We start from the raw sequence: 20,053 nt of genomic DNA, 5'->3' as shown, positions 1-20,053 counted from the left end.
TCACTTCGCCTTTCGAACGTGTCGAGACTCGCCGCTCTCGCGGTCGGTGAGGGTAACCGACGGCCCGTCGCTCGCGGCGCGGGCGACCGCGAGTGCGAGCGCGGCGATGCTAAGCATGCCGAGCGCCCCGCCGAGTACGGGGACGAGGGTCAGGCCACCCAGGAAGAGTCCGGACACGAGAATACCGCTGCCGAGGAGCAAGCCGACGAACGGGACGCCGAACGCGATCGTTTCACTGTTCATACGAGAACTACGACGCGAACGGAAATATAGCTCTCAGGCGAATTACTGATACCTCCACCGGACTGGTCGTTTCTGTGCCGTTCGATGCCTGTCCTCCGCGTTGCCGGTAGTTCCTTCGACAGCACTGCCGGAGGACGCGAGCGGCGCGGACCGGCGCCGACTGAACCGTCGCGATCCGGCTCAGGGCTCGTCCGGTCGCAGTCGGACCTCGAGGATACCGTTCTTGAACCGCACTCGGGTCGCCTCGATCGATCGCCAGGGTGGGTCGACGCGGTCGAGGACGGATCCGCTCAGGCCGATTACCAGTTCGTTCGTCACGGGGTCGATTCCGACAGAGAGGTCGTCCACGTTCGCACCGGGGATATCCGCGGTGACGACGAACTCCCCATCCTCGCGGCGGGTATCGATCAGGTACTCGTCGGAGGAGGGCGCCCGTCGACGCTTCGTTCGGGGTCGACTCGTCCGATCGTGATCGGACGACTGCTGTAGTTCGTCTTCGAATCGTCGTCGCGTTTCGTCCTCTGGGGCCGACTGGTCGGTCGATTCTGACGGCGGTGGTGGGACGTCGGTGACGGTAACATCGAACAGGCTACCCAGAATGTCGGACAACGGCCGCAGTCCGGCCTCGAGGTGGAAGCCGCTCGAGTCGGTTCTCTCGTCATCGGGAGGTCGATCCGAATCGTCGTCGTCTTCACCCGACGATTGATCGTCGCTCATGGCGAATCAGCTCCGCTGTTTCGAATTTCGGACGATGGTGTCGTGGTATGTTCCACCATGTCATGGAATTTCGTGCCAGTCCATCATAAGCCGTCCGGTACGAGACGAGAGGGTTGTCACCGGAACCGCTCCGATACTCGGGGGTTCCGTACTGGAGCACCTACCGGTAGCGTTCCCTATTCGGTCATCGGCCTGCCGACTCGAGTAACGTCCGAACACAGCCAACCTGTATTCGAACGTCGTCTTGTCGAGAAAGTGTGAAAATATACTGTTTCACTCTCGTTGAATGTAACAATATTGGAATTATATCTTTCGTAGAAGCACAATAGTCCGCGCAAGCAGAGTGTTTATTGAAAGTTCCGTTGCCGAGGTGAGTGCGCTATCACAGCGCGTGAGTTTGATGACTGATGAAGACATCACGAACGACGATCGACGGACTGTGCTGAAAACGCTCGCCGCAACGGGACTCGCGGGTGCCGGTATCGCGGGTGCGAGCGGATCGGCTGCAGCGCAAGGTCAGGGTAAGGGTCAGGGCCAGGGCGGGAGCAACTTCCGCCGGCTCAGATTCGACGTCGAACGGGCAGGTACGTTCGATACCGGAGAGTACGAAGAGAACGTCCCGTCAGCGTTCACGCCGGGCGAGGATGCGACGTTCGACGGCGAACTCGTGCTCGAGGATATCGAGCAAAACGACGCCGACGAACTGGTCGCGAGCGGACGACTGCGGGGAACGCTCTCGAGCAATCCGACCGAGCAGATCAACGAGACGTTCGAGGTCGTCCTCGGACTGCTCGAGGACGTCCTCGGGATTCTGAGCCCCGACGAGGTAGGCGAGTGTCCGATCCTCGAGCTGGTGATCGAACCGATCTTCCTCGACCTGCTCGGCCTCCAGCTTACGACGGAGACGATCGACATCGACCTGACGGCCGTCGCCGGGCAGGGGAACCTGCTGGGTAACCTGCTCTGTGCGGTTGCAGGCCTGCTCGACCCCTGAGAAGAGCGATATCTTCCGTTTTCGACGTTTTATCGCCGGTCAGTATCCGTCGCCCTCGAGCACCGCCCGATACCGCCGGCCCGCATCGCCGTCGGCCTCGAGGGCCGTCCGGATCGTCGACGAGATCCACCGACGATTCCCCGCATCGGTACCGTCGGCGGGACGTCCGTCGAATCCGTCGGTTCGCAGATCGCTCGGGAGGAATCGCTCGTACACCGGTAGCCGCTCTCGCAGCGGTACATCCGCCTCCTCGGCGATCTCCTCGAGTTCCCGGAGCGCGGGCCACGTGTAGTCGGGGTTGATGTGGTCGTCGGTGACCGGCGAGACCCCGCCCAGATCGTCGACGCCGCAGTCGATCAGCTCGCGGGCGGGTGCGAGGTTCGGCGGCACCTGCACCGACACTTCTTCAGGCAAGGCAACGCGGGCCATCGCCGTTACTCGGCGCATCGTCTCGAGGCTCGGGCCGCCACCCGACCAGCGTTCGTTGTCGGCGACGGGCTGGACGATCACCTCCTGGATGTGGTCGTAGCGCTCGTGCAGTTCCCGGATCGCGAGGAGACTCTCCGCCCGATCGCGCCACGTTTCGCCGATCCCGACGAGGATCCCGGTAGTAAAGGCGACGTCGAGTTCGCCGGCGTTCCGAATCGTTCGCAAGCGCTGGCCCGGTTCCTTCTTCCGGGGTCCGGCGTGAGCCCCTACGTCAGCGGTCGTCTCGAGCATCACGCCCATACTGGCGTTGACGTCGGCGACCGTCTCCATCTGCTCGCGCGTCTGGTCGCCGGGATTCGCGTGCGGGAGCAGGCCGACGTCGAGTGCGACCTCGCAGGCCTCGCGCAGATACGAATGAATCGAGTCGTGGCCCCATTCCTCGAGCTGGTCGTGGATCTCGGTGTAGCGGTCGTCCGGATCGTCGCCGAAGGTGAAAAGCGCCTCCGTACAGCCCGCGTCGGCGCCGCGCTCGCAGATGTCACGGACCTCCTCGAGCGAGAGCAGCGAGGCCTCCCCTGGCGGATCGAAGTACGTGCAGTAGGTGCAGGTGTAGCGGCAGGCGGTCGTCAGCGGAACGAAGACGTTCCGCGCGAAACTCAGCTCCGGCGGTGTCTCGACGTCGGCAGGATCCACCGCGAGCAGGCGCTCGACGGCCGCGTCGTCGATCGTGAGTTCGACGCCGTACTCGCTCGCGCCGGGAAGCATTACCTCGGAGTGTCGTCGCTCCGCACATAATACCTTCACTTTGACTCGGAGCGCCGCTCGCTCGACACGGCGTCCTCGACGCGAACGACGCCGACGCGCCCGTCGCTGGTGTCGAGTTCGAAGCCGAGGTCCCGAAGACAGGCGGGGGCGCGGTCGGTCCCGTGAACGAGCACTTCGACGAGGTCAGCCGGTTCGTCGACGTCCGTGCCGAGTCGGAACGAGTCGATCGTCTCGAGGTCGGCCCCGATCTCGGCGGCGATCTCGCGGTGATCGAGATACGAACCGCCGTGGTAGTCCACCCGAAACTCGGGGTGGCGCACGACGAGTGCGTTCGTCCCAGCGCCGCGTCCGGGCGCGATCACGACGTCGCCGCCGGTGGCGAACAGGCGCTCGAGTGCCTCCGTCGTCGTCAGCGCGAGGTCGGCCATGACGACGGCGACGGGTTCGTCCTCGCGGCTCGTCGGAAGCCGAGCGTTGACCGCCGCCGTCAGCGGCCGGTCGTCGACGACTACCGTCGCCGAGCGCGCCGCGTCGCGTTCGAGCGGGGCCGTCGAAACGACAGTAGTCTCGTGGCCGGTCGCCTCGATCGCGGTTAGCACGTCCTCGAGCATGGCCCGCGCGAACACCGATCGCTCCTCGGGCGCCAGTACCGGCGCGAGGCGTGTTTTCGGCGTCTCGGCGGCGAACGGAACGACGACGTGCATCGTAGCTGTGCTTGCCAGTACGCGCTCAAAAGAACGTCGGACTCCCGAGATCGACGACGGCGACGACGCGATACCCACCGCGTGCCCCCCGGCACGGACACGGGCACTGTCGATGATCGATCCGCGAGGACGACCGGCCTAGAACAGCGGCTCGAGTTCGTCCTCGTCGTCCTCGACGAGTTCCTCGAGATTCTCCTCGCTATCGGCCTGGATGTCGTCGATGTTGTCCTGTGCTTCGATCGCAACCTGCTGAAGGCGCTTGATCCGCGGAACGTTCGTCACGCCCGAGAGCAAGATTGCGGCCGACACCTCCGGCTCCTGGCGCGGGAAGTCGCCACCGCGAACTTCCATGCTGCCGGTTTCCTCCTCGAGCCACTTCCGCCCGCGTTCGATGCCTTTCCGGTTCAGGTACTCCGGCGGACCGGAGAGCACGAGCAGGGCGCGTTCGGTGCCCTCGATCTCACACGGAAGCGTGAGGCGGCCGAGTGCGGCCTTGCGAACGAGGCTCGTGATCCGATTAGTCGTATTCGCCGCGTCCAGACCGTCGTCGCCCTGCTCCCCGCCGGTGAACCGGGAGAGGAGGCCGCCGCTCGTATCGAGTTCGACGTCCTCGCTCGCATAGCCGACCGTCGAGACGCCACCACCCGAGAGGGTGTTGATGATCTCGGAGGAGTCGACGACGCTCTCGGCAACGTCCTGTCCCTCGCCGACCTCGCCAGCACCGAAGAGGATTCCGAACCGACGAACGATCTCCTCGTTGATCTGGTCGTAGCCACCCTCGACGGACTCACCCGTCTGCCGCCAGGAGTCGTTGTCGAAGACGAGCAGGTTGTCGACTTCGCGAACGAACGTCTGGAACGAGCGGGCCGCGTTGAGCGTGTAGATCCCGCCCTCGTCCGTTCCCGGAAGCACGCCGAGTCCGTAGACGGGGATCGTGTAGATCCGTTTGAGGTGTTTTGCGAGGACGGGAGCGCCGCCGGAACCGGTGCCACCACCCATTCCGGAGACGACGATGAACGCGTCGACCTCGTGGGTCGGGATCGCGTCGATAGCGTTCTGAACTTCGTCGATGTCCTCCTCGGCGATCTCCGCGCCGAGTTCGTTGTCCGCACCCACGCCGTGGCCCTTTACCCGGGCCTGGCCGATGAGTACGCGATTCTCCTGTGGAATATTCTCGAGACCGATGAGGTCTGCCTTCGCAGAGTTGACCGCGACTGCCGCGCGGACGATCCCGCTGTTCGTCCGATCGTCGTAATCGAGGAATCGATCGACGATTTTGCCACCGGCCTGTCCGAATCCGATCATCGCCAGCTTCATTGATTATCAGGGGGCTCCGTTGAATTGGTACCAGTGTGATAGAGAACATAAGTCTTGTGATGAGCTGAATATCAGTATTAGCTGAACGTTGAATGAAATCGCAATACTGCAGCGGCTTTTCGAGGGGAGTGTCGATCGAGTGGCGCTGTCTTATCAGTATTATTCTTGTTTGTGAACTGGCAGTTACTTCGCAGAAAAACGTCGACGGCCGCCTATAGTAGCCACTGAAAGTCAGTGCACACCCGATCACACGATGGGAGCGCGGTTCGGAGCGAGCGCGGTTCGGAACGTGCGCGGTTCGGAGCGAGCGCGGTTCGGAGCGAACGAAGTGAGTGAGAACCGCGCAACGCAAACGGGGAGGAACGACCCGTGAGCGACACAAGCGAGAACCGCGGACAGCGCGATCGGTGTGGAAACCGTTTCAGTTGTTGCTATGGCTGGGGCGGGCCCCGCTCGTCTCGAGGCCGAGATACGCTCTGATCGGCAGCAGGTCGTCCCGGTCGACGCCGAAGGCGGCGATATCGTTCTCGGCGACGGTGTTGTCCACCTCGAGGGACCGAGCCTGGTCCGGACCGAACGGAACGAAGGGGATGGAATCGACGGCCGCGAGCCCGAGTTTCGTCAGTTCCATCGGGATCGGAACGATGGTGACGGACTCTCCGTCTGCCTCGTAGGCGAGTTCGGTGACGTCAGCGAGCGTGACGATCTGCGGACCGGCGATCTCGTACGTCTCGCCGACGTGGTCGTCCTCCTCGAGTGCGTCTGCGAGCATCGGGACGAGGTCACCCACCCAGATCGGCTGGAATCGGGTTTTGCCACCGCCGGGGAGCCCCGTCACGTACGGCGTCGTCACTTTCTTCGCGAACTCGACGAACTCGCCGCCGTCACCGAAGACGACCGAGGGGCGGAAGATCGTCCACTCGAGGTCGGAGTCGGTGACGACCGACTCGGCCTCGCCCTTGGCGCGAAGGAACTCGGTCGCCCCGTCCGGATCCGCGTCGAGTCCGCTCATCTGGACGAACCTGTCGACGCCGTGCTCCTCGCAGGCCCGGACGAGGTTTTTCGTCCCCTCGAGATGGACGTCCCGGTGGCTGGTTCCCTCGGGGGGCTGGTAGAGCGGCGACAGCGAGACGAGGTTGACGACGGCATCGTGGCCGTCGACGACGTCGACGATCGAATCGTAGGCGCTGGCGTCGCCCATCGCCCGGTCGACACCCGGCGGGAGGTCGGCGCCGCTCGGGTCGCGAGAGAGGGCGGTCACCTCGTGGCCGCGCTCGACCAGTTCCGTACAGAGATTGGTGCCGATGAAGCCGGTTCCACCAGCGACGAGAACGTTCATATCTAACGTACCAGTTGCGAGCGGTAAATAGGTGGACGGCTACATTGTAAGGGTGGCGCGAGCCGATGACGTCAGAGCCTTGTATCTACCTGCGCGACCTGGGAGTATGCTCGTGACGCTCGAGGGACTGGACGGGAGCGGCAAGACGACGGTCTGGGAGGCACTTCACGACGTCTACCCGGACGCGACGTTCACTACGGAGCCCACCTCCGGGGAGACAGGATCGTGGTACGGAGAGGCCGTCTACCGGTCGATCGAGGACGACGGTGCCGACCCGCTCGCCGAACTCTTCCTGTATACGGCTGACCACGCCGACCACCTCTCGCGAGTGATCGAACCCGCCCTCGAGCGCGACGACCTCGTCATCTCGGACCGCTACTCGGACTCTCGGTACGCCTACCAGGGAGCGACGCTGGCCGAAGACGGGAGAATCACCCGCCCGCTCGAGTACGTCGTCGGGATTCACCGCGCGTTCTCGATCGAACCCGATCTGACGATCTACCTCGATCTCGATCCGGAGACCGCCGCCGCCCGCGCGGGGACGACGAACAAGTTCGAGCGCGCCGAGTACCTCACCAGCGTCCGGGACAACTACGAACGGTTGATCGACCGCGATCCGGCCCGATTCGTCCGGGTGGACGCGACACAGCCGCCGGAGGTCGTCCTCGAGCGGGTCGAGGACGTGCTGGCGAGCGCGCTCGAGGAGGACGAGGCCGATACCGGGGACGAGTAACCGGAATCACTTTCACCGCTCCCTGCAACGCTCGTGGCATGCACCGCGTGATCGGTGAGACCGCCCTCGAGGACACGCAGGTATCCGTCGAGGAGGCCCTCGAAATCTACCGTGACGTCGTTCGGACGCGTCGGTTCGACGAGCGCGCACTCGCCCTCCAGCGGCGAGGATGGATGAGCGGCTACCCGCCCTACAAGGGCCAGGAAGGCTCCCAGGTCGGGGCCGCACACGCACTCGCGGACGCCGACTGGCTCGTGCCGACCTACCGGTCGAACGCGATGCAGATCGCGCACGGCGTTCCGATGAGCGACATTCTGCTCTTTCGCCGGGGCTACCCCGAATACACGTCCGATCATGACCTGAACGTCTTTCCCCAGGCAGTGCCGATCGCGACCCAGATCCCCCACGCGGCGGGGCTGGGAATGGCCGCGAACTACAACGGCAGAGAGGAGGCGATCTGCTGTTACTTCGGCGACGGCGCGACGAGCGAGGGTGACTTCCACGAGGGACTGAACTTCGCCGGCGTCTTCGAGGCGCCCGTCGTCTTCTTCTGCGAGAACAACCACTGGGCGATCTCGCTGCCGCGCGAGCGCCAGACTGCAAGCAAAACTATCGCCCAGAAGGCCGAGGCCTACGGCTTCGAGGGCGTTCGCGTCGACGGCAACGACCCGCTCGCCGTTCGAGAGCTCACCGAAGCCGCCCTCGAGCGCGCTCGCGACGGTGAACCCGTCCTCGTCGAGAGCCTGACCTACCGCCAGGGCGCGCACACGACCAGCGACGACCCTTCGCGCTACCGCGAGGAGCAAGAGGATCTTCCCGACTGGCGCACCGCGGACCCCCTCGAGCGCTACGAGTCGTACCTCCGCGAGCAGGGCGTACTCGACGACGCGTTCGCCGAGGAGGTCCGGGAAGAAGCCGAGGCGGAACTCGAGGAGGCCGTCGAGATCGCCGAGTCGACTCCCGTACCGGAGCCCGGAGAGGTCTTCGAACCGGTCTACGACGACGTTCCGCCGCGACTCGACACGCAGCGGGCGTGGCTCGAGGAGTTCGCGTCTCGAGAAGAGATTCAGGAACTCGAGCACTGATCGGGCGACGGCCGGCGAACTACCCGTCTGATCGGGCGCGATTCAGTCCTTTCGCAACTCACCGACGGGAGTTTCACTCCTCTGGCGGCTCCTGTCCGCTCCAGTGTTCGCGGCCGTAGTCGGTCAGCGAGTCCCAGCCGAGTCGGTCCCCGAGATCGCTGATCGCATCCGATAGCGAGCCGTCGTCTCCGGTGTCGGCGTCGACCTCGTCGTCGAACCTGGGCGTGACGCGGCCGTCCTCGTTCACCTCGCCGTGGTACAGCATCGAAGACTCGGCGCTGTGAACGAGGACGGCCGTACTCGCCATCCCGACCAACTCGAGGTCGTCCTCTGACGCGGGACCGAGATCGTCGTTCGTCGGGGTCTCCTCCTCTTTAGGCCAGTCAATTTCGGGCGGGTCCTCGAGGTAGTCTGGCTGGTCGTCTGCCATGTGTAGTCGTACCATTGTTAACCTGAAAGGGCTACGGCCTCAGCAAGCAGGCTCGAGGCGAGGATCGGGCGCAGCAATCACGGAGCACTCGATCCGTCCGCAATGGCCGGGAGCGAGATCCACCACAGTCAGCAGTGGATCTCGCGACCCGGGGAAGGGCAGGCCGTTCACCGCACTCTGCCGCGAGCGAGCGCAGTGAGCGAGCGGGCCGACGACTGATGTGAACGAGCGACTGCGCGGCGCGAAGCGCCGCGGAAAGGCGAACGGCGAAGCCGTGAGCTAAGGAGTGAGAGAACGGAAGGAGGAGTGCCTTCGTGAACGGAGTGAACGAAGGCTCGGAAGCCGCAGCCCACGCAGCGAACGAAGTGAGCAAGTCGGAACGTCTTCCGGTGCTTTTCATCGAAGTTTTTCCGAGTGCGGTCGCGAAGCGACCGCACGCAGAGAAAAAGTTCGTTCTTAGTCCATCGCGATATACGTCTGCGTGTCCTCGACGCCGCTAATTCCCTGGATCTCCGTCGCCGCGATGTTCTTGACCGCAGCGGGCGTGTCGACCGTCGCCTTCGCGATGATGTCAACGTCGCCGGCGACGATGTGAGCGGATTCGACGCCCTCGATCGATTCGATATTGGTTCTGAGCCGGTCCGCCTCGCCCGTGTTCGCTTTGATCATGATGAATGCTGTAACCATCAGTTGACACCTCCAGCGCCCGCGTTCGCCATCGCCTGGTTCGCCGTCTCACCGACGATGAGCTGTCTAACCTGACTCAACACCTCGTAGTCCGCCAGCACGACGAGTCGGTCGCCGGTCTCGAGGGACTCGTCCGCCGAGGGGATCTCGAGGGGATCGTCGCGCTTGCCAAAGGCGAGGACGGTCGCGTCGGCGGGGAGTTCCAGTTCGCTGATCGTGTAGCCGTTGATCGGCGCCTCCTGGGTGAGCGTGAGTTCGACGACCTGCAGGTGCGGTGCGATGTCCGCGATGGCGCGGATAGTGCCGCCGAGCAGGGCGTTTTTCGCTCCGATCGCGCCCAGCCGTTCGGGGTAGATGATCTCGTCGACCTCCTCGGCGTACTTGCGGTAGATCCCTTCGCGGTAGGCCTCGTCGATGCGCATGACCGTTCGGCAGCCGTGGTGTTTGGCGATCATAGAGGCCGTGAAGTTGACGTTCAGGTCGCCGGTCAGCGCACCCAGCGCGTCGGCTTCTTTGATGCCGGCCTCCTCGAGAACCGACTCCTGGGAGCCGTCGCCCTCGACGACGGTAAACTCCTGGTTCCGGGCACGCCGTACCATCGCATCGTCTCGTTCGATGATCGTCACCTCGTGTCCCTCCTCGCGCAAGACACGCGCTGTGCGCAGGCCAACTCGTCCGGCACCGATGATCACGAACCGCATGAACGAGAGGTACGCTCGCCCCCGCCAATAAGTTTGCCCTGGGTTCCCATACCACCTCCCGAGAGGCCGACACAAAAGTTTTAGTCATGCGAAACTGTACCACACCGTCGAGACAGATGGTTCACGCGTTCATCATGGTTAAGACGGCCGCTGGAAAGTCCGAGGGGTTGCTCGCGTCGATCAGGGAAATCGAGCCCGTCGTCGAGGCTCACATCGTCGCGGGCAACTACGACATCATCGCCGAGGTCGACACCGAAGAAGTCTACGAGGTTCTCAAGGCCGTCTCGACGGATATGCAGAGTCTCGAGGGTGTGACCGATACGAAGACGTATATCGCGATGGACTAGGGACGAAATTTTGCGCTGCGGTCTGCCGCGCTGGCGGCGTCGCCGCCAGCGCGACGTCCCTCGGCAAAATTTCGATCAAAAGCACTCCTCCTTCCGTTCCGAACGCGAAGCGTTCTCCACGTCAGTCGTCGGCCCGCTCACTCACTGCGTTCGCTCGCGGCGTAACACGGTGGGCAGCCTGCCCTTCCCCGGGTCACACGCTCGCTGTATACGGCGAGCGTGCTCCCGGCCATTTGCATCCAGAATCTCGAGACGCTCTCACATCGGCATCCCGCCGCTGCCGCCCTCGCTGGCCTCCTGACCGTGGTCCTGGGCGTTCTCGAGCAGCGTCGCCGCCGGACCGCGGTACTCGTAGCCCGGGATGATCCCCTGCGCGTAGGTTCCCTCCACGTACTCGATGAGGGTTTTGGCGTCGTCGACGCCCTCTCCGGCGTCCCAGGCGACGTACTCGAGCGTGACGTGAACGTCCTCGCCCTCGCGATCGACGGCCGGCTCCTCGTGCGTGCTGGTGTGCGCGACGGCGAACGTGTCCTCGAGACGGCGCTCGAGGGTCTCGAACCAGCCGTTCTCGACGACGGGTGCGACGGTCTCGTCGGCGACCGCGGCGTCGAGCGACGGGAGCGTGACGGTGACGTGGAAGCGCCCGTCGCGTTTCCCCTCCGCGCCGGTCGCCGTGACGGTCGTCTCGAAGACCGTCGTCGTCAGGTCGTATCCGTCTTCGGTCGCCCGAAAGGCGTCGTGGGACTCGAGTTCGCGCTCGACGGCCGCTGGCAGTTCGGTCATTGCTGGACGTAACGTGCGTGTCGAAAAAGGGTGTTACGCTGTGGATACTGCACGAAAATCACTGACACGGGCCGGGATCGTTTCACCGGGAAGTTCCGTGTTTCTGCGAAAATGTGCTGTATAACTATATCAGCGACACCCGTTTTGAGCCGGCATGAGTCTCGATAAACACGTTGCAGATCGTCGACGATTCGCGCGGTTGTTCGGAATCGACGGCGAACTCGGCTCCGGCTTACCGATCGGTGGGGAACGCGACGCGGATACGCTCTCGACGACGACCGAGAACCGGGAAGACGACTGACGTCAGGAGCGGTTTCGCTCCTCGAGAACCGAGCTGATCGCGGTCGCGGTTTCTTCGAAATCCTTGATCGTCAGCCCGTCAGTCGTAACGAACACGCCCTCGCGTTCCGAGGTGATGCGGATCAGGAAGCCGTTGTCGAACACGCGGATCGTGTAGCGATACTCGCCGAGCTCCGACCCCTCGTAGGCACTCTGTGCGACTTTGAACCCGCGCCACTCGTGGCCGATGAACGTCGAGAGGTCGGCGTCGCGTTCCAGGTCGTCCCGGAGATACAGCTGTTCGTAGTCGTCGCGTGTAAAGTAGGTGACCGATCGAAGACTGTCTCCGACGGCAGTCCGGGCGGTGGTCACGACTTGGTCCGCGGTTTCTGATTGGAGCAACCCCGAGGTCATTACCGACCTGTTGGTCCTGCCAGACCTTAATAGTCGATGACCGGAGAACTGCGGACCGGACGCTGATACGAGTGGCCGACACGGCCGTGTTCAAATAACACCGTGAGTACTCAGCGTCCGGTGAGACCACCACCAAGCCCCTTTCAGTCCCACCCGCGGTGGCTGGCCGGGCACCCGACTCGGGCGGGACTGAAAGCGGCCCAGGGGCTTTCGTGGTGTTCGACTCTCTCGGCGAGTCGGTGTACGCTGAATACCGTCGGCGATACTGGCCGAGGATTCATACGGACTGCTGTAACTGTTTACCGGCGCACACGGAGGGCGGGTCCCGGGTGCGCGGAACGACTTACAGCAGACTGTCTCAGTCTTCGAGAAACTCGAGGTCCGTGGCCTCGACGCTCCGGGCGCCGGTCGCGACGCGAGCGAGCGCCGCGGGGTAGGTGATCGCCTCGCCGCAGGGCTCGTGGTCGTCGGCCGTCCGCTCGAGCGCGACGCGCCCGGCCAGGGTATCGTCCTCCCAGGAGAGCGATCGAATCACCGTCCGGTAACACGTTTGGGGCGCCTCGGTCTGGACGTAGACCAGCGTCTCCGTCTCGAACGCCGTCTCGGCGACGAACGTATCAGCGCCGGCGCTCTCGAACGCTTCGGTCGCTTCGGCCTCGCTCTCGAGGACGAGCACGACGTCGCCGCGCGTTCCGCCGGGAACGTCGGCGTCGGGGTCGAGCGACGGCACCTCGTCCGCGACCTCGTACGCGAGGGCTCCGGGTTCGTCCTCGTGCTCGTTCTCGTTCCCGTCTTCCTCGTTCTCGTCCCCGTCGTGCTCGTCTCCACCGCGCTCGATCGAGAACGAGAGCGCGACGCCGATACCCTCGCTGTCGCCGTCTTCGGGGCCGACTCCGCACCCGATTTCGGCCTCGTACTCGCCGACCTCGAGGGCCGGCGTCTCGAGGTGGAGTTCGAACGTCCGCTCGACCGTTTCGCCGGCCTCGAGTTCTTCCACGAGAGCGATATCGTTGACACCCTCGACGCGCTTCCCGTCGGTGCCGACGTGCGAGGACTCCTCGTAGGCGTCGGACCAGAGCGTGAGGCCGCTCGAGCGGCCGTCCCCGTCCGCCGGAGACGCCCAGACGACCCCGAACGGGGAGGGCGCGCCGGAGCTGACGACGAGCGTCTCGTCGGTTGCGTTCGTCAACGTAGCCGAGAACTGCGCGGGATCGCCGGGCGCGACTTCGGGATCGACGAGGTCGACCTCGAGTCGCGCGTGCTCGGTCTCGTCCGTCAGCGGCGCATCCTCGAGCGCGACGACGTACCGGGACTCGTCCTCGTCGCCGTTTTCGTCGTCCTCGGTTTCACCGGTTCCGCCGGGATCGTCGGCGTCGCCGACATCCGAGAGACAGCCGGCCGCGAGCAGCGTCGTGGCCGCGGTTCCGGACAGCGTCAGAGCGGTGCGTCGGTTCATCTCGCCTGAGAGTACGAGAGATCGACTGAAAGCTTTCCCGTAAGGTCAAACGGCTGTTTCACCGATCGTGGTCGGTCGGTGGTGCGGGATTCGCGTTCAGTCCGCGCCGACCGACCGCTCGTGGTCGGCCACCGGACCGCCCTCGCTCCGGGTGAAGTAGTTCGCGAGCGCCGACCCGCTGACGTTGTGCCAGACGCTGAACAGGGCGGGGATCAACGCCGCGATGGGGTCGAAGAACGCGACCGCCAGCGCCACCGCCAGTCCGCTGTTCTGCATGCCGACCTCGAACGCACAGGCCCGCGAGCGATCTTCGGACATGCCGGTCGCCCGGCCGACGCCGTAGCCGGCGCCCAGTCCGATCGCGTTGTGGGCGACGACCGCGAGGAGGACGACCGCGCTCGCGGCCCAGATCTCCTCGACGTTCAGCGCCACGATCGCCGCGACGATGACGACGATCGCGACGACGCTGATCGCGGGGAAGATCGAGAGTCCGACTTTCGCCGCCGTCGGCGCGTAGGCGTCGAGCAGCGATCGGATGACGAGCCCCGCGACGACGGGAATCAGGACGATCAGGACGATCTGAGTGGCCAGTTCCCCGAACGTCACCGTGATCGACTCGCCGGCCAGCAGGATCACCCACGCGGGCATCACCAGCGGCGCGGCGATCGTCGTCACCGAGGTGATCGTCACCGAGAGCGCGACGTCCCCGCGACCGAGGTAGGTCATCACGTTCGACGCCGTGCCGCCGGGTGCCGCGCCGACGAGCAGCAGCCCCAGTCCGATCTCCCAGGGGAGGCCGAGTGCGAGAACGAGCAGGTAGGCGGCCAGCGGCATCGCTACCCACTGGACGGCCGATCCGATCAGGACGTCCCGGGGTCGCTCTAACACGCGCCGGAAATCCGCCGGCGTCAGCGTCAGCCCCATCCCGAGCATGATGATCCCCAGGATCGGCGAGATGTACGCGCCGGCCGGCGCAAAGACACCGGGCGCGTACAGCGCCGCGGCCGAGGCGATCAGCATCCAGACGACGAAGTACTTGCTCGTGAACTGCCCGATCCGCTCGAGCGTCCCGACGTCGCTCATGACGCTCCCTCCCGTCCCGTGTGCGACAACATATCACTACCGGTGACGGCTTACCACGATAAGTGCTGCGTCACTCGAGCGCGAGAATCGGCTGCTCGAGGGCCGGTCGGCTCACAATCGGCGACGCGGCCGACGGACCGGAAGCGAAACATCCGACTCCCCTCGTCGCACACCGAACGGTATGGCCGACCACGAACTCCTGATCCCGCACCCGTACTCGAGCGAGTCGAAAGCCACTCTCGAGTTCGAACTCGCGGACCTCGACGGGGCCTCGATCACGGTCGCGGAGACGCCCGCCGAAACCCGCGCCGGCTTCGAGACGGCGACCGTCGCCCTTACGCCCCGACTCCCGCCCGAGTGGCGCGAGCGCGCCGACCGACTCGAGTGGGCCCAGGCGACCAGCGCCGGCTACGACCACTACGACCTCGGGGCGCTCGAGGAGGCGGACATCGTCCTGACCACCGCCGCCGGCGTCCACGCCCAGCCGATCGCGGAACAGGTCCTCGGCTCGATGCTGACGTTCGAACGGGAGCTGCTCACCGCCCGCGATCAACAGGACGAGGGCGTCTGGCGCCGGACCGAGGGCGGCGAACTGGCGAGTAAAACCGTCGGGATCGTCGGCCTCGGCGCGATCGGCGGCCGCGTCGCCGACCTCGCCGCCGCCGTGGGCTCGAGCGTGATCGGTACCAAACGCGACCTCTCGACGGTCCCCGAGGCGGTCGACGACGCCTACCCGGCCGACGAGGTCGACGAGGTGCTCCGGCGGGCCGACTACCTCGTCCTCGCCTGCCCGCTGACCGACGAGACTCGGGGACTGATCGACGAATCGGCCCTCGAGACGATGCCCGAGGATGCGGTTCTCGTCAACGTCGCCCGCGGCGGCGTCGCCGACGAGGCGGCGCTGACCGAGGGCCTCCAGCAGGGACGCATCGCCGGCGCCGCACTCGACGTCTTCGAGGAAGAGCCCCTGCCGGCATCGTCGCCACTCTGGGATCTCTCGAACGTCCTCGTGACGCCCCACATGGCGGGATCGACGCCACAGTACTACGAGCGCGTCGCGGCGATCGTTCGCGAGAACTACGAGCGCTTCGTCGCGGGCGACCGCGAGGAGATGACGAACCGGGTCGTCTGAGTCGAACCGATCCGTCGCCGCCGCGGCGACGGTTACGCCGGCTCCAGGGCTATCGTCGGGCGCAGTCCGGTCGGTTTCGTCGGCTCCCGGAAGACGACGGCGCGCTCGCGGTCGCGATCAGGCGGCCGAAATCGCCCGATCCAGGTCCGCGATCACGTCCTCGACGTCCTCGATGCCGACCGAGAGCCGAACGAGGTCGTCCGTGACGCCGCTGGCCAGCTTCTCCTCCTCGGTCAGCTGCTGGTGGGTCGTGCTCGCCGGGTGGATGATCAGCGTCTTCGCGTCGCCGACGTTCGCGAGCAGGCTCGTCAGGTCGACCTCGTTGCAGACCGTTTCGGCGGCGTCGTACCCGCCCTCGAGTCCGAACGTGATCATGCCGCCGTAGCCCCCCTCGAGGTACTCGCTGGCGTGCTCGTGGGTTTCGTGGCTCTCGAGTCCCGGATACGTGACCCACGCGACGTCTGGGTGATCCTCGAGGTACTCCGCGACGGCCATCGCGTTCTCGCAGTGTTTCTCCATCCGCAGCGGCAGGGACTCGAGTTTCTGCAGCGTGACCCAGGCGTCGAACGGCGACTGCTGGTTGCCCAGGTCACGCAGGCCGCGAGTCCGGGCGACGATCGAGAACGCCTGCTCGCCGAAGGTTTCGTAGAAGTTGACGCCGTGGTACGCTGGATTGGGCTCGGAGATCTCCGGGTAGTCGCCCTCGTCCCACGGGAACGAGCCGCCGTCGACGAGGACGCCGCCGACGGTCGAGCCGGCGCCGTGGATCCACTTCGTCGTCGAGTTCCAGACGAGGTCTGCGCCGTGCTCGAGCGGCCGGCAGAGGTACGGCGTCGCGAACGTGTTGTCGACGAACAGCGGCACGTCGTGGTCGTGGGCGATGTCAGCAATTCGCTCGATATCGGGCGTGACCAGCGCCGGGTTGCCGATCGTCTCGAGGTGGACGAACGCGGTGTCGTCGTCGATCGCCTCGGCGTAGGCCTCGTAGTCGAGCGTGTCGACGAACTTCGTCTCGATGCCGCGCTTCGCGACCGTGTGAGTGAGGTAGGTGTAGGTGCCGCCGTACAGCGACGACGAGGAGACGATGTTGTCCCCGACGTCCGCGAGGATGAACGTCGCGAGGTCGAAGGCGGCCATCCCCGACGACGTGGCGAGCGCGCCGACGCCGCCCTCGAGGGCGGCGATGCGCTCCTCTAACATCGCGTTCGTCGGGTTCATGATCCGCGAGTAGATGTTGCCGAACTCCTCCAGGCCGAACAGCGCGGCGGCGTGATCGGTGTCCTCGAACTCGTAGGAGGTCGTCTGGTAGAGCGGCGGCGCTCGCGCGCCCGTCGTCGGATCCGGTTCCTGGCCGGCGTGGATGCTGTTCGTCGCGAATCGGTGATCTGAGTCGTCGCTCATAGCCGTGAACTTAGTCCCGCGAATAATAAAGTCACCAGTCGATTATGTTCGGGGAACCGACGGACACGGACGGGTCGAGGAGGCGAATACGCCGGCAGGCTACTCGAGCAGCGGCTCGCCGGTCATCTCCGGGGGCTGGTCGAGGTCGATCAACTCGAGGATCGTCGGCGCGATGTCTGCGAGCGTCCCGCCGTCGCGAACCGAACGGTGACCGCTCGTGCCGTCGGGCGCGACGTAAATGAACGGCACCTCGTTGTAGGTGTGGGCGGTGTGGGGATCCTCCTCGGTGCCCATGTCGTCGGCGTTGCCGTGGTCCGCAGTGATGAGGACGTGAGCGCCGGCCGCCTCGAGCGCGTCGACGAGCCGCCCGAGCTGGGTGTCGACCGCCTCGACGGCCTGGATCGCCGCCTCGTAGTCGCCCGTGTGGCCGACCATGTCCGGATTGGCGTAGTTGAGTACGAGCACGTCCGGGTCGTCGGACTCTATCCCGTCGATCGCCGTGTTCGTCACTTCGGGCGCGCTCATCTCGGGCTGGCGGTCGTAGGTCGGTACGTCCGGGCTCTCGACGATCTTCCGAACCTCGCCGTCGAACTCGACCTCGCGGCCGCCGTTCAGGAAGTAGGTGACGTGGGCGTACTTTTCGGACTCGGCGATTCGCAACTGTGTCTTGTCGGCGTCGGCGAGCACCTCGCCCAGCACGTTCTCGGGCTGGTTCGGGGGGTACGCTACGGGAAGGTCGAACGTCTTGTCGTACTGGGTCAGCATGACGACCTCGGCCTCCGGGGGACTGATCTCGATTTCGTCAGCCCAGTCCTCGGACCGGGTGTCCGCGAGCATCCGGGTGAGCTGTCGCGCCCGGTCCGAGCGGAAGTTGAACCAGACGACCGAATCGCCATCCTCGAGCGCCGGCCCACCGGTTACCAGTGTGGGGTCGACGAACTCGTCGGTCTCGCCGCGGTCGTAGGAGTTCTCGACAGCCTCGACCGCCGACGCCGCCTCGTACTTCGCCTCGCGGTTCACGATGGCGTCGTACGCCTGTTTGGTGCGCTCCCAGTTCTGGTCGCGGTCCATCGCGTAGTACCGGCCCGAGACGGTGGCGACGTCGCCGGTTCCGTGCTCGTCGACGACCTCCTCGAGTTCGGCCAGGTACTCCCGGCCGCCGGTCGGCGAGGTGTCCCGGCCGTCCGTGATCGCGTGCGTGACGGCCTCGACGTCGCGGTCGCCGGCCAGTTCGATCAGCGCGTGGAGGTGTTCGTGATCCGAGTGGACTCCGCCGTCGCTGACGAGGCCGACGAAGTGGACCCGTCCATCGTTCTCGCGGGCGCTCTCGAACGCCCCGTCGATGGCGGCGTTCTCGCGGAATGAGCCGTCCGCGACCGAGTCGGACACGCGGGTATACTCCTGGTAGACGACGCGGCCGGCACCGATGTTGAGGTGACCGACCTCGCTGTTGCCCATCTGCCCGTCCGGGAGGCCGACGCGCCGGCCGGCGACCTCGAGCCGTCCGCTCGCGCCGGCCTCGGACAGCCGGTCGAACGCCGGCGTGTCGGCCGCCTTGACTGCGTCGCGTCCGGTGTCGTCGCCGAGCCCCCAGCCGTCGAGGATGATCAGCGCAGCTTCCATATCCGACGTGTAACCAGCCCGGCGTAACTAGCTGTCGTTGTTCGGGCACCGCGTTCGCCCCTCCCGACGACGGGGATCGGGACAACAGTCCGTCTCGACACCTACAGAAAAACGGATAGGACTCCCGCCCCAGATTCGAGACGAGATGGGTCGTTACCTCGCGCCGGACCGTCGGCTCCAGTTGTGGATCGTCCTCGGGATGTGTCTCGTCGTCGGACCGTACGTGGTTCTCGCCGCAGCGATCACCTACGTCGGCCGGTCGCTCGCGGCGATCCTCGAGGGAGTCGGTCTCGCTTCGGCCGCCGTCGTCACCGGCGTGCCGTGGCTCGTCTGGATCGGGGTGCTCACGCCGCTGCTGATAGCCGGCACGTACGTGTTGACCCACCGGTGGCTCGATCCGCGTCAGTTCCTCGACGAGGAGCATCTCATCGACGGCACCACCCTCGAGCCGCGAGTGACGCGGCTGGCGAAACAGGCTGGCGTGCCTGCGCCCGACGTCGTCGTCGCGGAAGCGTCGGTCCCGAACGCGTTCACCGTCGGTCGGCCGGGAAACGCCATCGTCGTCGTCACCTCGGCGCTGTGCGAGCGACTCGAGGACGAGGAACTCGACGCCGTCCTCGCCCACGAACTCGCCCACGTCGGGAACCGCGACAGCACGCTCATGACGATCGTCTGTGGGGTTTTCGTCGTCAACAACGTGCTCTTCCAGCTGTGTCTCTTGCTCATGCCGACGTTCGGCGCGAAGCCGATCAACGTCGAGGCCGGCGTCATCGGATCGTACGCGTTCCTCACGGTCGGCTACTCGGCGCTCGCGCTAGGCGAGTGGTTCTCGGTTCCGAGTTTCATCCTGCTGGTCGCTCACGTGTGGGCGTTCACCCTGGCCGTCGGACTGTTCCAGTACACTATGGGTCGCGTCACGGCACCGATCACCCGCGCACGGGAGCTGGCCGCCGATCGTGGCGCCGTAGAGATCGTCGGGACGGCGGCACCGCTGGCGGGTGCGCTCGAGACGCTACACGACCGATCACCCGTCGAGGTAGACGCACGTGCACGAAACCACGGCGTACTGGCCGTTTCGCTTCTTCCGTACCCGACGGATCTCGTCTCCCGACCGGAGCGACACCTCTCCGTTCGACTGCTCGATCGCGTCTGGCCGCTCGGCTCCGTTCACGAGAGCACGTACTTCGGGCCGGTTGCCGAAGTGCTGGAGTGGGGCGCGAGATCCTCGGCCGCCGCGGCCGGATCCGCCGTCGACCATCCGTCGGTCGAAACGCGCGTCGACCGCCTGCGAGCGATAGCGACCGAGTGATCGTGGTCGCTCGTGCCGTTCCCCCTCGAGTCGCCTCCTGGCCTACCGCTGTCTTTTTGCGAGTGGGCTGGGAGCCACCTGT

Annotated in this window: 22 protein-coding genes; 7 read left to right on the top strand and 15 right to left on the bottom strand. The window is 65.5% G+C overall.

Features of this window, described 5'->3' with window-relative positions; all coding sequences use genetic code 11:
* Both CV102_RS00565 and CV102_RS00560 read right to left on the bottom strand, forming a co-directional pair.
* Window positions 1–243, bottom strand: a complete 243-nt coding sequence (locus tag CV102_RS00565; RefSeq protein ID WP_148855764.1) for a hypothetical protein — start codon at window positions 241–243, stop codon at window positions 1–3.
* A 180-nt stretch (window positions 244–423) separates the two neighbouring features.
* On the bottom strand, window positions 424–960 hold the full coding sequence (locus CV102_RS00560; protein WP_148855762.1) for an Hsp20/alpha crystallin family protein: 537 nt from the start codon (window positions 958–960) through the stop codon (window positions 424–426).
* 400 nt (window positions 961–1,360) lie between these two features.
* Here CV102_RS00560 and CV102_RS00555 point away from each other — a divergent pair, with 400 nt between their 5' ends.
* Window positions 1,361–1,954, top strand: coding sequence for a hypothetical protein (locus tag CV102_RS00555; RefSeq protein ID WP_148855760.1), 594 nt, complete (start codon window positions 1,361–1,363; stop codon window positions 1,952–1,954).
* Between the two features lie 39 nt (window positions 1,955–1,993).
* Here CV102_RS00555 and cofG read toward each other — a convergent pair whose 3' ends face one another.
* The 4 genes from cofG to CV102_RS00535 form a co-directional block, all read right to left on the bottom strand.
* Complete coding sequence (cofG, locus tag CV102_RS00550; protein ID WP_148855758.1) at window positions 1,994–3,148, bottom strand: 7,8-didemethyl-8-hydroxy-5-deazariboflavin synthase subunit CofG; 1,155 nt, start codon at window positions 3,146–3,148, stop codon at window positions 1,994–1,996.
* Window positions 3,149–3,183: 35 nt separating this feature from the next.
* Window positions 3,184–3,852 (bottom strand): 2-phospho-L-lactate guanylyltransferase, encoded by a 669-nt coding sequence (cofC, locus tag CV102_RS00545; protein WP_148855756.1) that lies wholly within the window; start codon window positions 3,850–3,852, stop codon window positions 3,184–3,186.
* Between the two features lie 138 nt (window positions 3,853–3,990).
* Window positions 3,991–5,169, bottom strand: coding sequence for a tubulin/FtsZ family protein (locus tag CV102_RS00540; RefSeq protein WP_148855754.1), 1,179 nt, complete (start codon window positions 5,167–5,169; stop codon window positions 3,991–3,993).
* Window positions 5,170–5,590: 421 nt separating this feature from the next.
* Window positions 5,591–6,508 (bottom strand): complex I NDUFA9 subunit family protein, encoded by a 918-nt coding sequence (locus CV102_RS00535; RefSeq protein ID WP_148855752.1) that lies wholly within the window; start codon window positions 6,506–6,508, stop codon window positions 5,591–5,593.
* A gap of 106 nt (window positions 6,509–6,614) precedes the next feature.
* Between CV102_RS00535 and tmk the strand changes: the two genes are divergently transcribed.
* Window positions 6,615–7,241: a dTMP kinase gene (tmk, locus tag CV102_RS00530; protein ID WP_148855750.1), complete on the top strand. Its 627-nt coding sequence runs from the start codon at window positions 6,615–6,617 to the stop codon at window positions 7,239–7,241.
* Window positions 7,242–7,279: 38 nt separating this feature from the next.
* Window positions 7,280–8,326, top strand: a complete 1,047-nt coding sequence (pdhA, locus tag CV102_RS00525) for a pyruvate dehydrogenase (acetyl-transferring) E1 component subunit alpha (RefSeq protein WP_148855748.1) — start codon at window positions 7,280–7,282, stop codon at window positions 8,324–8,326.
* A 73-nt stretch (window positions 8,327–8,399) separates the two neighbouring features.
* Here pdhA and CV102_RS00520 read toward each other — a convergent pair whose 3' ends face one another.
* From CV102_RS00520 to CV102_RS00510, 3 genes are all read right to left on the bottom strand, one after another.
* A complete protein-coding gene (locus CV102_RS00520; RefSeq protein WP_148855746.1) occupies window positions 8,400–8,756 on the bottom strand; it encodes a hypothetical protein in 357 nt (118 codons plus the stop codon).
* Between the two features lie 456 nt (window positions 8,757–9,212).
* Window positions 9,213–9,443: an Lrp/AsnC family transcriptional regulator gene (locus CV102_RS00515; RefSeq protein WP_148855744.1), complete on the bottom strand. Its 231-nt coding sequence runs from the start codon at window positions 9,441–9,443 to the stop codon at window positions 9,213–9,215.
* Complete coding sequence (locus tag CV102_RS00510) at window positions 9,443–10,144, bottom strand: potassium channel family protein (RefSeq protein ID WP_148855742.1); 702 nt, start codon at window positions 10,142–10,144, stop codon at window positions 9,443–9,445. Before CV102_RS00510 ends, CV102_RS00515 begins: the two co-directional genes overlap by 1 nt.
* Before the next feature lie 116 nt (window positions 10,145–10,260).
* Here CV102_RS00510 and CV102_RS00505 point away from each other — a divergent pair, with 116 nt between their 5' ends.
* Window positions 10,261–10,491: an Lrp/AsnC family transcriptional regulator gene (locus tag CV102_RS00505; RefSeq protein WP_148855740.1), complete on the top strand. Its 231-nt coding sequence runs from the start codon at window positions 10,261–10,263 to the stop codon at window positions 10,489–10,491.
* A 258-nt stretch (window positions 10,492–10,749) separates the two neighbouring features.
* Here CV102_RS00505 and CV102_RS00500 read toward each other — a convergent pair whose 3' ends face one another.
* The gene (locus CV102_RS00500) at window positions 10,750–11,274 is read right to left on the bottom strand and encodes a DUF5813 family protein (RefSeq protein WP_148855738.1); all 525 of its coding nucleotides are present in this window, start codon (window positions 11,272–11,274) and stop codon (window positions 10,750–10,752) included.
* Window positions 11,275–11,428: 154 nt separating this feature from the next.
* Between CV102_RS00500 and CV102_RS25685 the strand changes: the two genes are divergently transcribed.
* The gene (locus tag CV102_RS25685) at window positions 11,429–11,575 is read left to right on the top strand and encodes a hypothetical protein (protein WP_187432829.1); all 147 of its coding nucleotides are present in this window, start codon (window positions 11,429–11,431) and stop codon (window positions 11,573–11,575) included.
* Between the two features lie 2 nt (window positions 11,576–11,577).
* On the opposite strand, the gene CV102_RS00495 is transcribed toward CV102_RS25685, so the two are convergent.
* The 3 genes from CV102_RS00495 to CV102_RS00485 form a co-directional block, all read right to left on the bottom strand.
* Window positions 11,578–11,967: a DUF7522 family protein gene (locus CV102_RS00495; protein ID WP_148855736.1), complete on the bottom strand. Its 390-nt coding sequence runs from the start codon at window positions 11,965–11,967 to the stop codon at window positions 11,578–11,580.
* 358 nt (window positions 11,968–12,325) lie between these two features.
* Complete coding sequence (locus CV102_RS00490) at window positions 12,326–13,423, bottom strand: hypothetical protein (RefSeq protein ID WP_148855734.1); 1,098 nt, start codon at window positions 13,421–13,423, stop codon at window positions 12,326–12,328.
* Between the two features lie 96 nt (window positions 13,424–13,519).
* Entirely contained in the window at window positions 13,520–14,506 is a 987-nt protein-coding gene (locus tag CV102_RS00485; RefSeq protein ID WP_148855732.1) for a bile acid:sodium symporter family protein, read from the bottom strand.
* 181 nt (window positions 14,507–14,687) lie between these two features.
* Here CV102_RS00485 and CV102_RS00480 point away from each other — a divergent pair, with 181 nt between their 5' ends.
* Window positions 14,688–15,638, top strand: a complete 951-nt coding sequence (locus CV102_RS00480) for a D-2-hydroxyacid dehydrogenase (RefSeq protein WP_148855730.1) — start codon at window positions 14,688–14,690, stop codon at window positions 15,636–15,638.
* Between the two features lie 117 nt (window positions 15,639–15,755).
* Here the strand turns inward: CV102_RS00480 and CV102_RS00475 are convergent, their stop codons facing one another.
* Window positions 15,756–17,039 carry an O-acetylhomoserine aminocarboxypropyltransferase/cysteine synthase family protein gene (locus CV102_RS00475; protein WP_148855728.1) on the bottom strand — a complete coding sequence of 428 codons (1,284 nt, stop codon included), beginning with the start codon at window positions 17,037–17,039 and terminating at the stop codon, window positions 15,756–15,758.
* Window positions 17,040–17,138: 99 nt separating this feature from the next.
* The gene (gene gpmI / locus CV102_RS00470; RefSeq protein WP_148855726.1) at window positions 17,139–18,662 is read right to left on the bottom strand and encodes a 2,3-bisphosphoglycerate-independent phosphoglycerate mutase; all 1,524 of its coding nucleotides are present in this window, start codon (window positions 18,660–18,662) and stop codon (window positions 17,139–17,141) included.
* Between the two features lie 145 nt (window positions 18,663–18,807).
* Here gpmI and CV102_RS00465 point away from each other — a divergent pair, with 145 nt between their 5' ends.
* The gene (locus tag CV102_RS00465) at window positions 18,808–19,971 is read left to right on the top strand and encodes a M48 family metallopeptidase (RefSeq protein ID WP_148855724.1); all 1,164 of its coding nucleotides are present in this window, start codon (window positions 18,808–18,810) and stop codon (window positions 19,969–19,971) included.
* The last annotated feature ends 82 nt before the right edge of the window (window positions 19,972–20,053 follow it).

It is taken from the genome of Natronococcus pandeyae (assembly GCF_008122205.1).
GTDB classification, from domain to species: Archaea; Halobacteriota; Halobacteria; order Halobacteriales; family Natrialbaceae; genus Natronococcus; species Natronococcus pandeyae.
The sequence above is the reverse complement of the archived record's forward strand: the minus strand, read 5'-3'. Positions and strand labels throughout refer to the sequence as shown.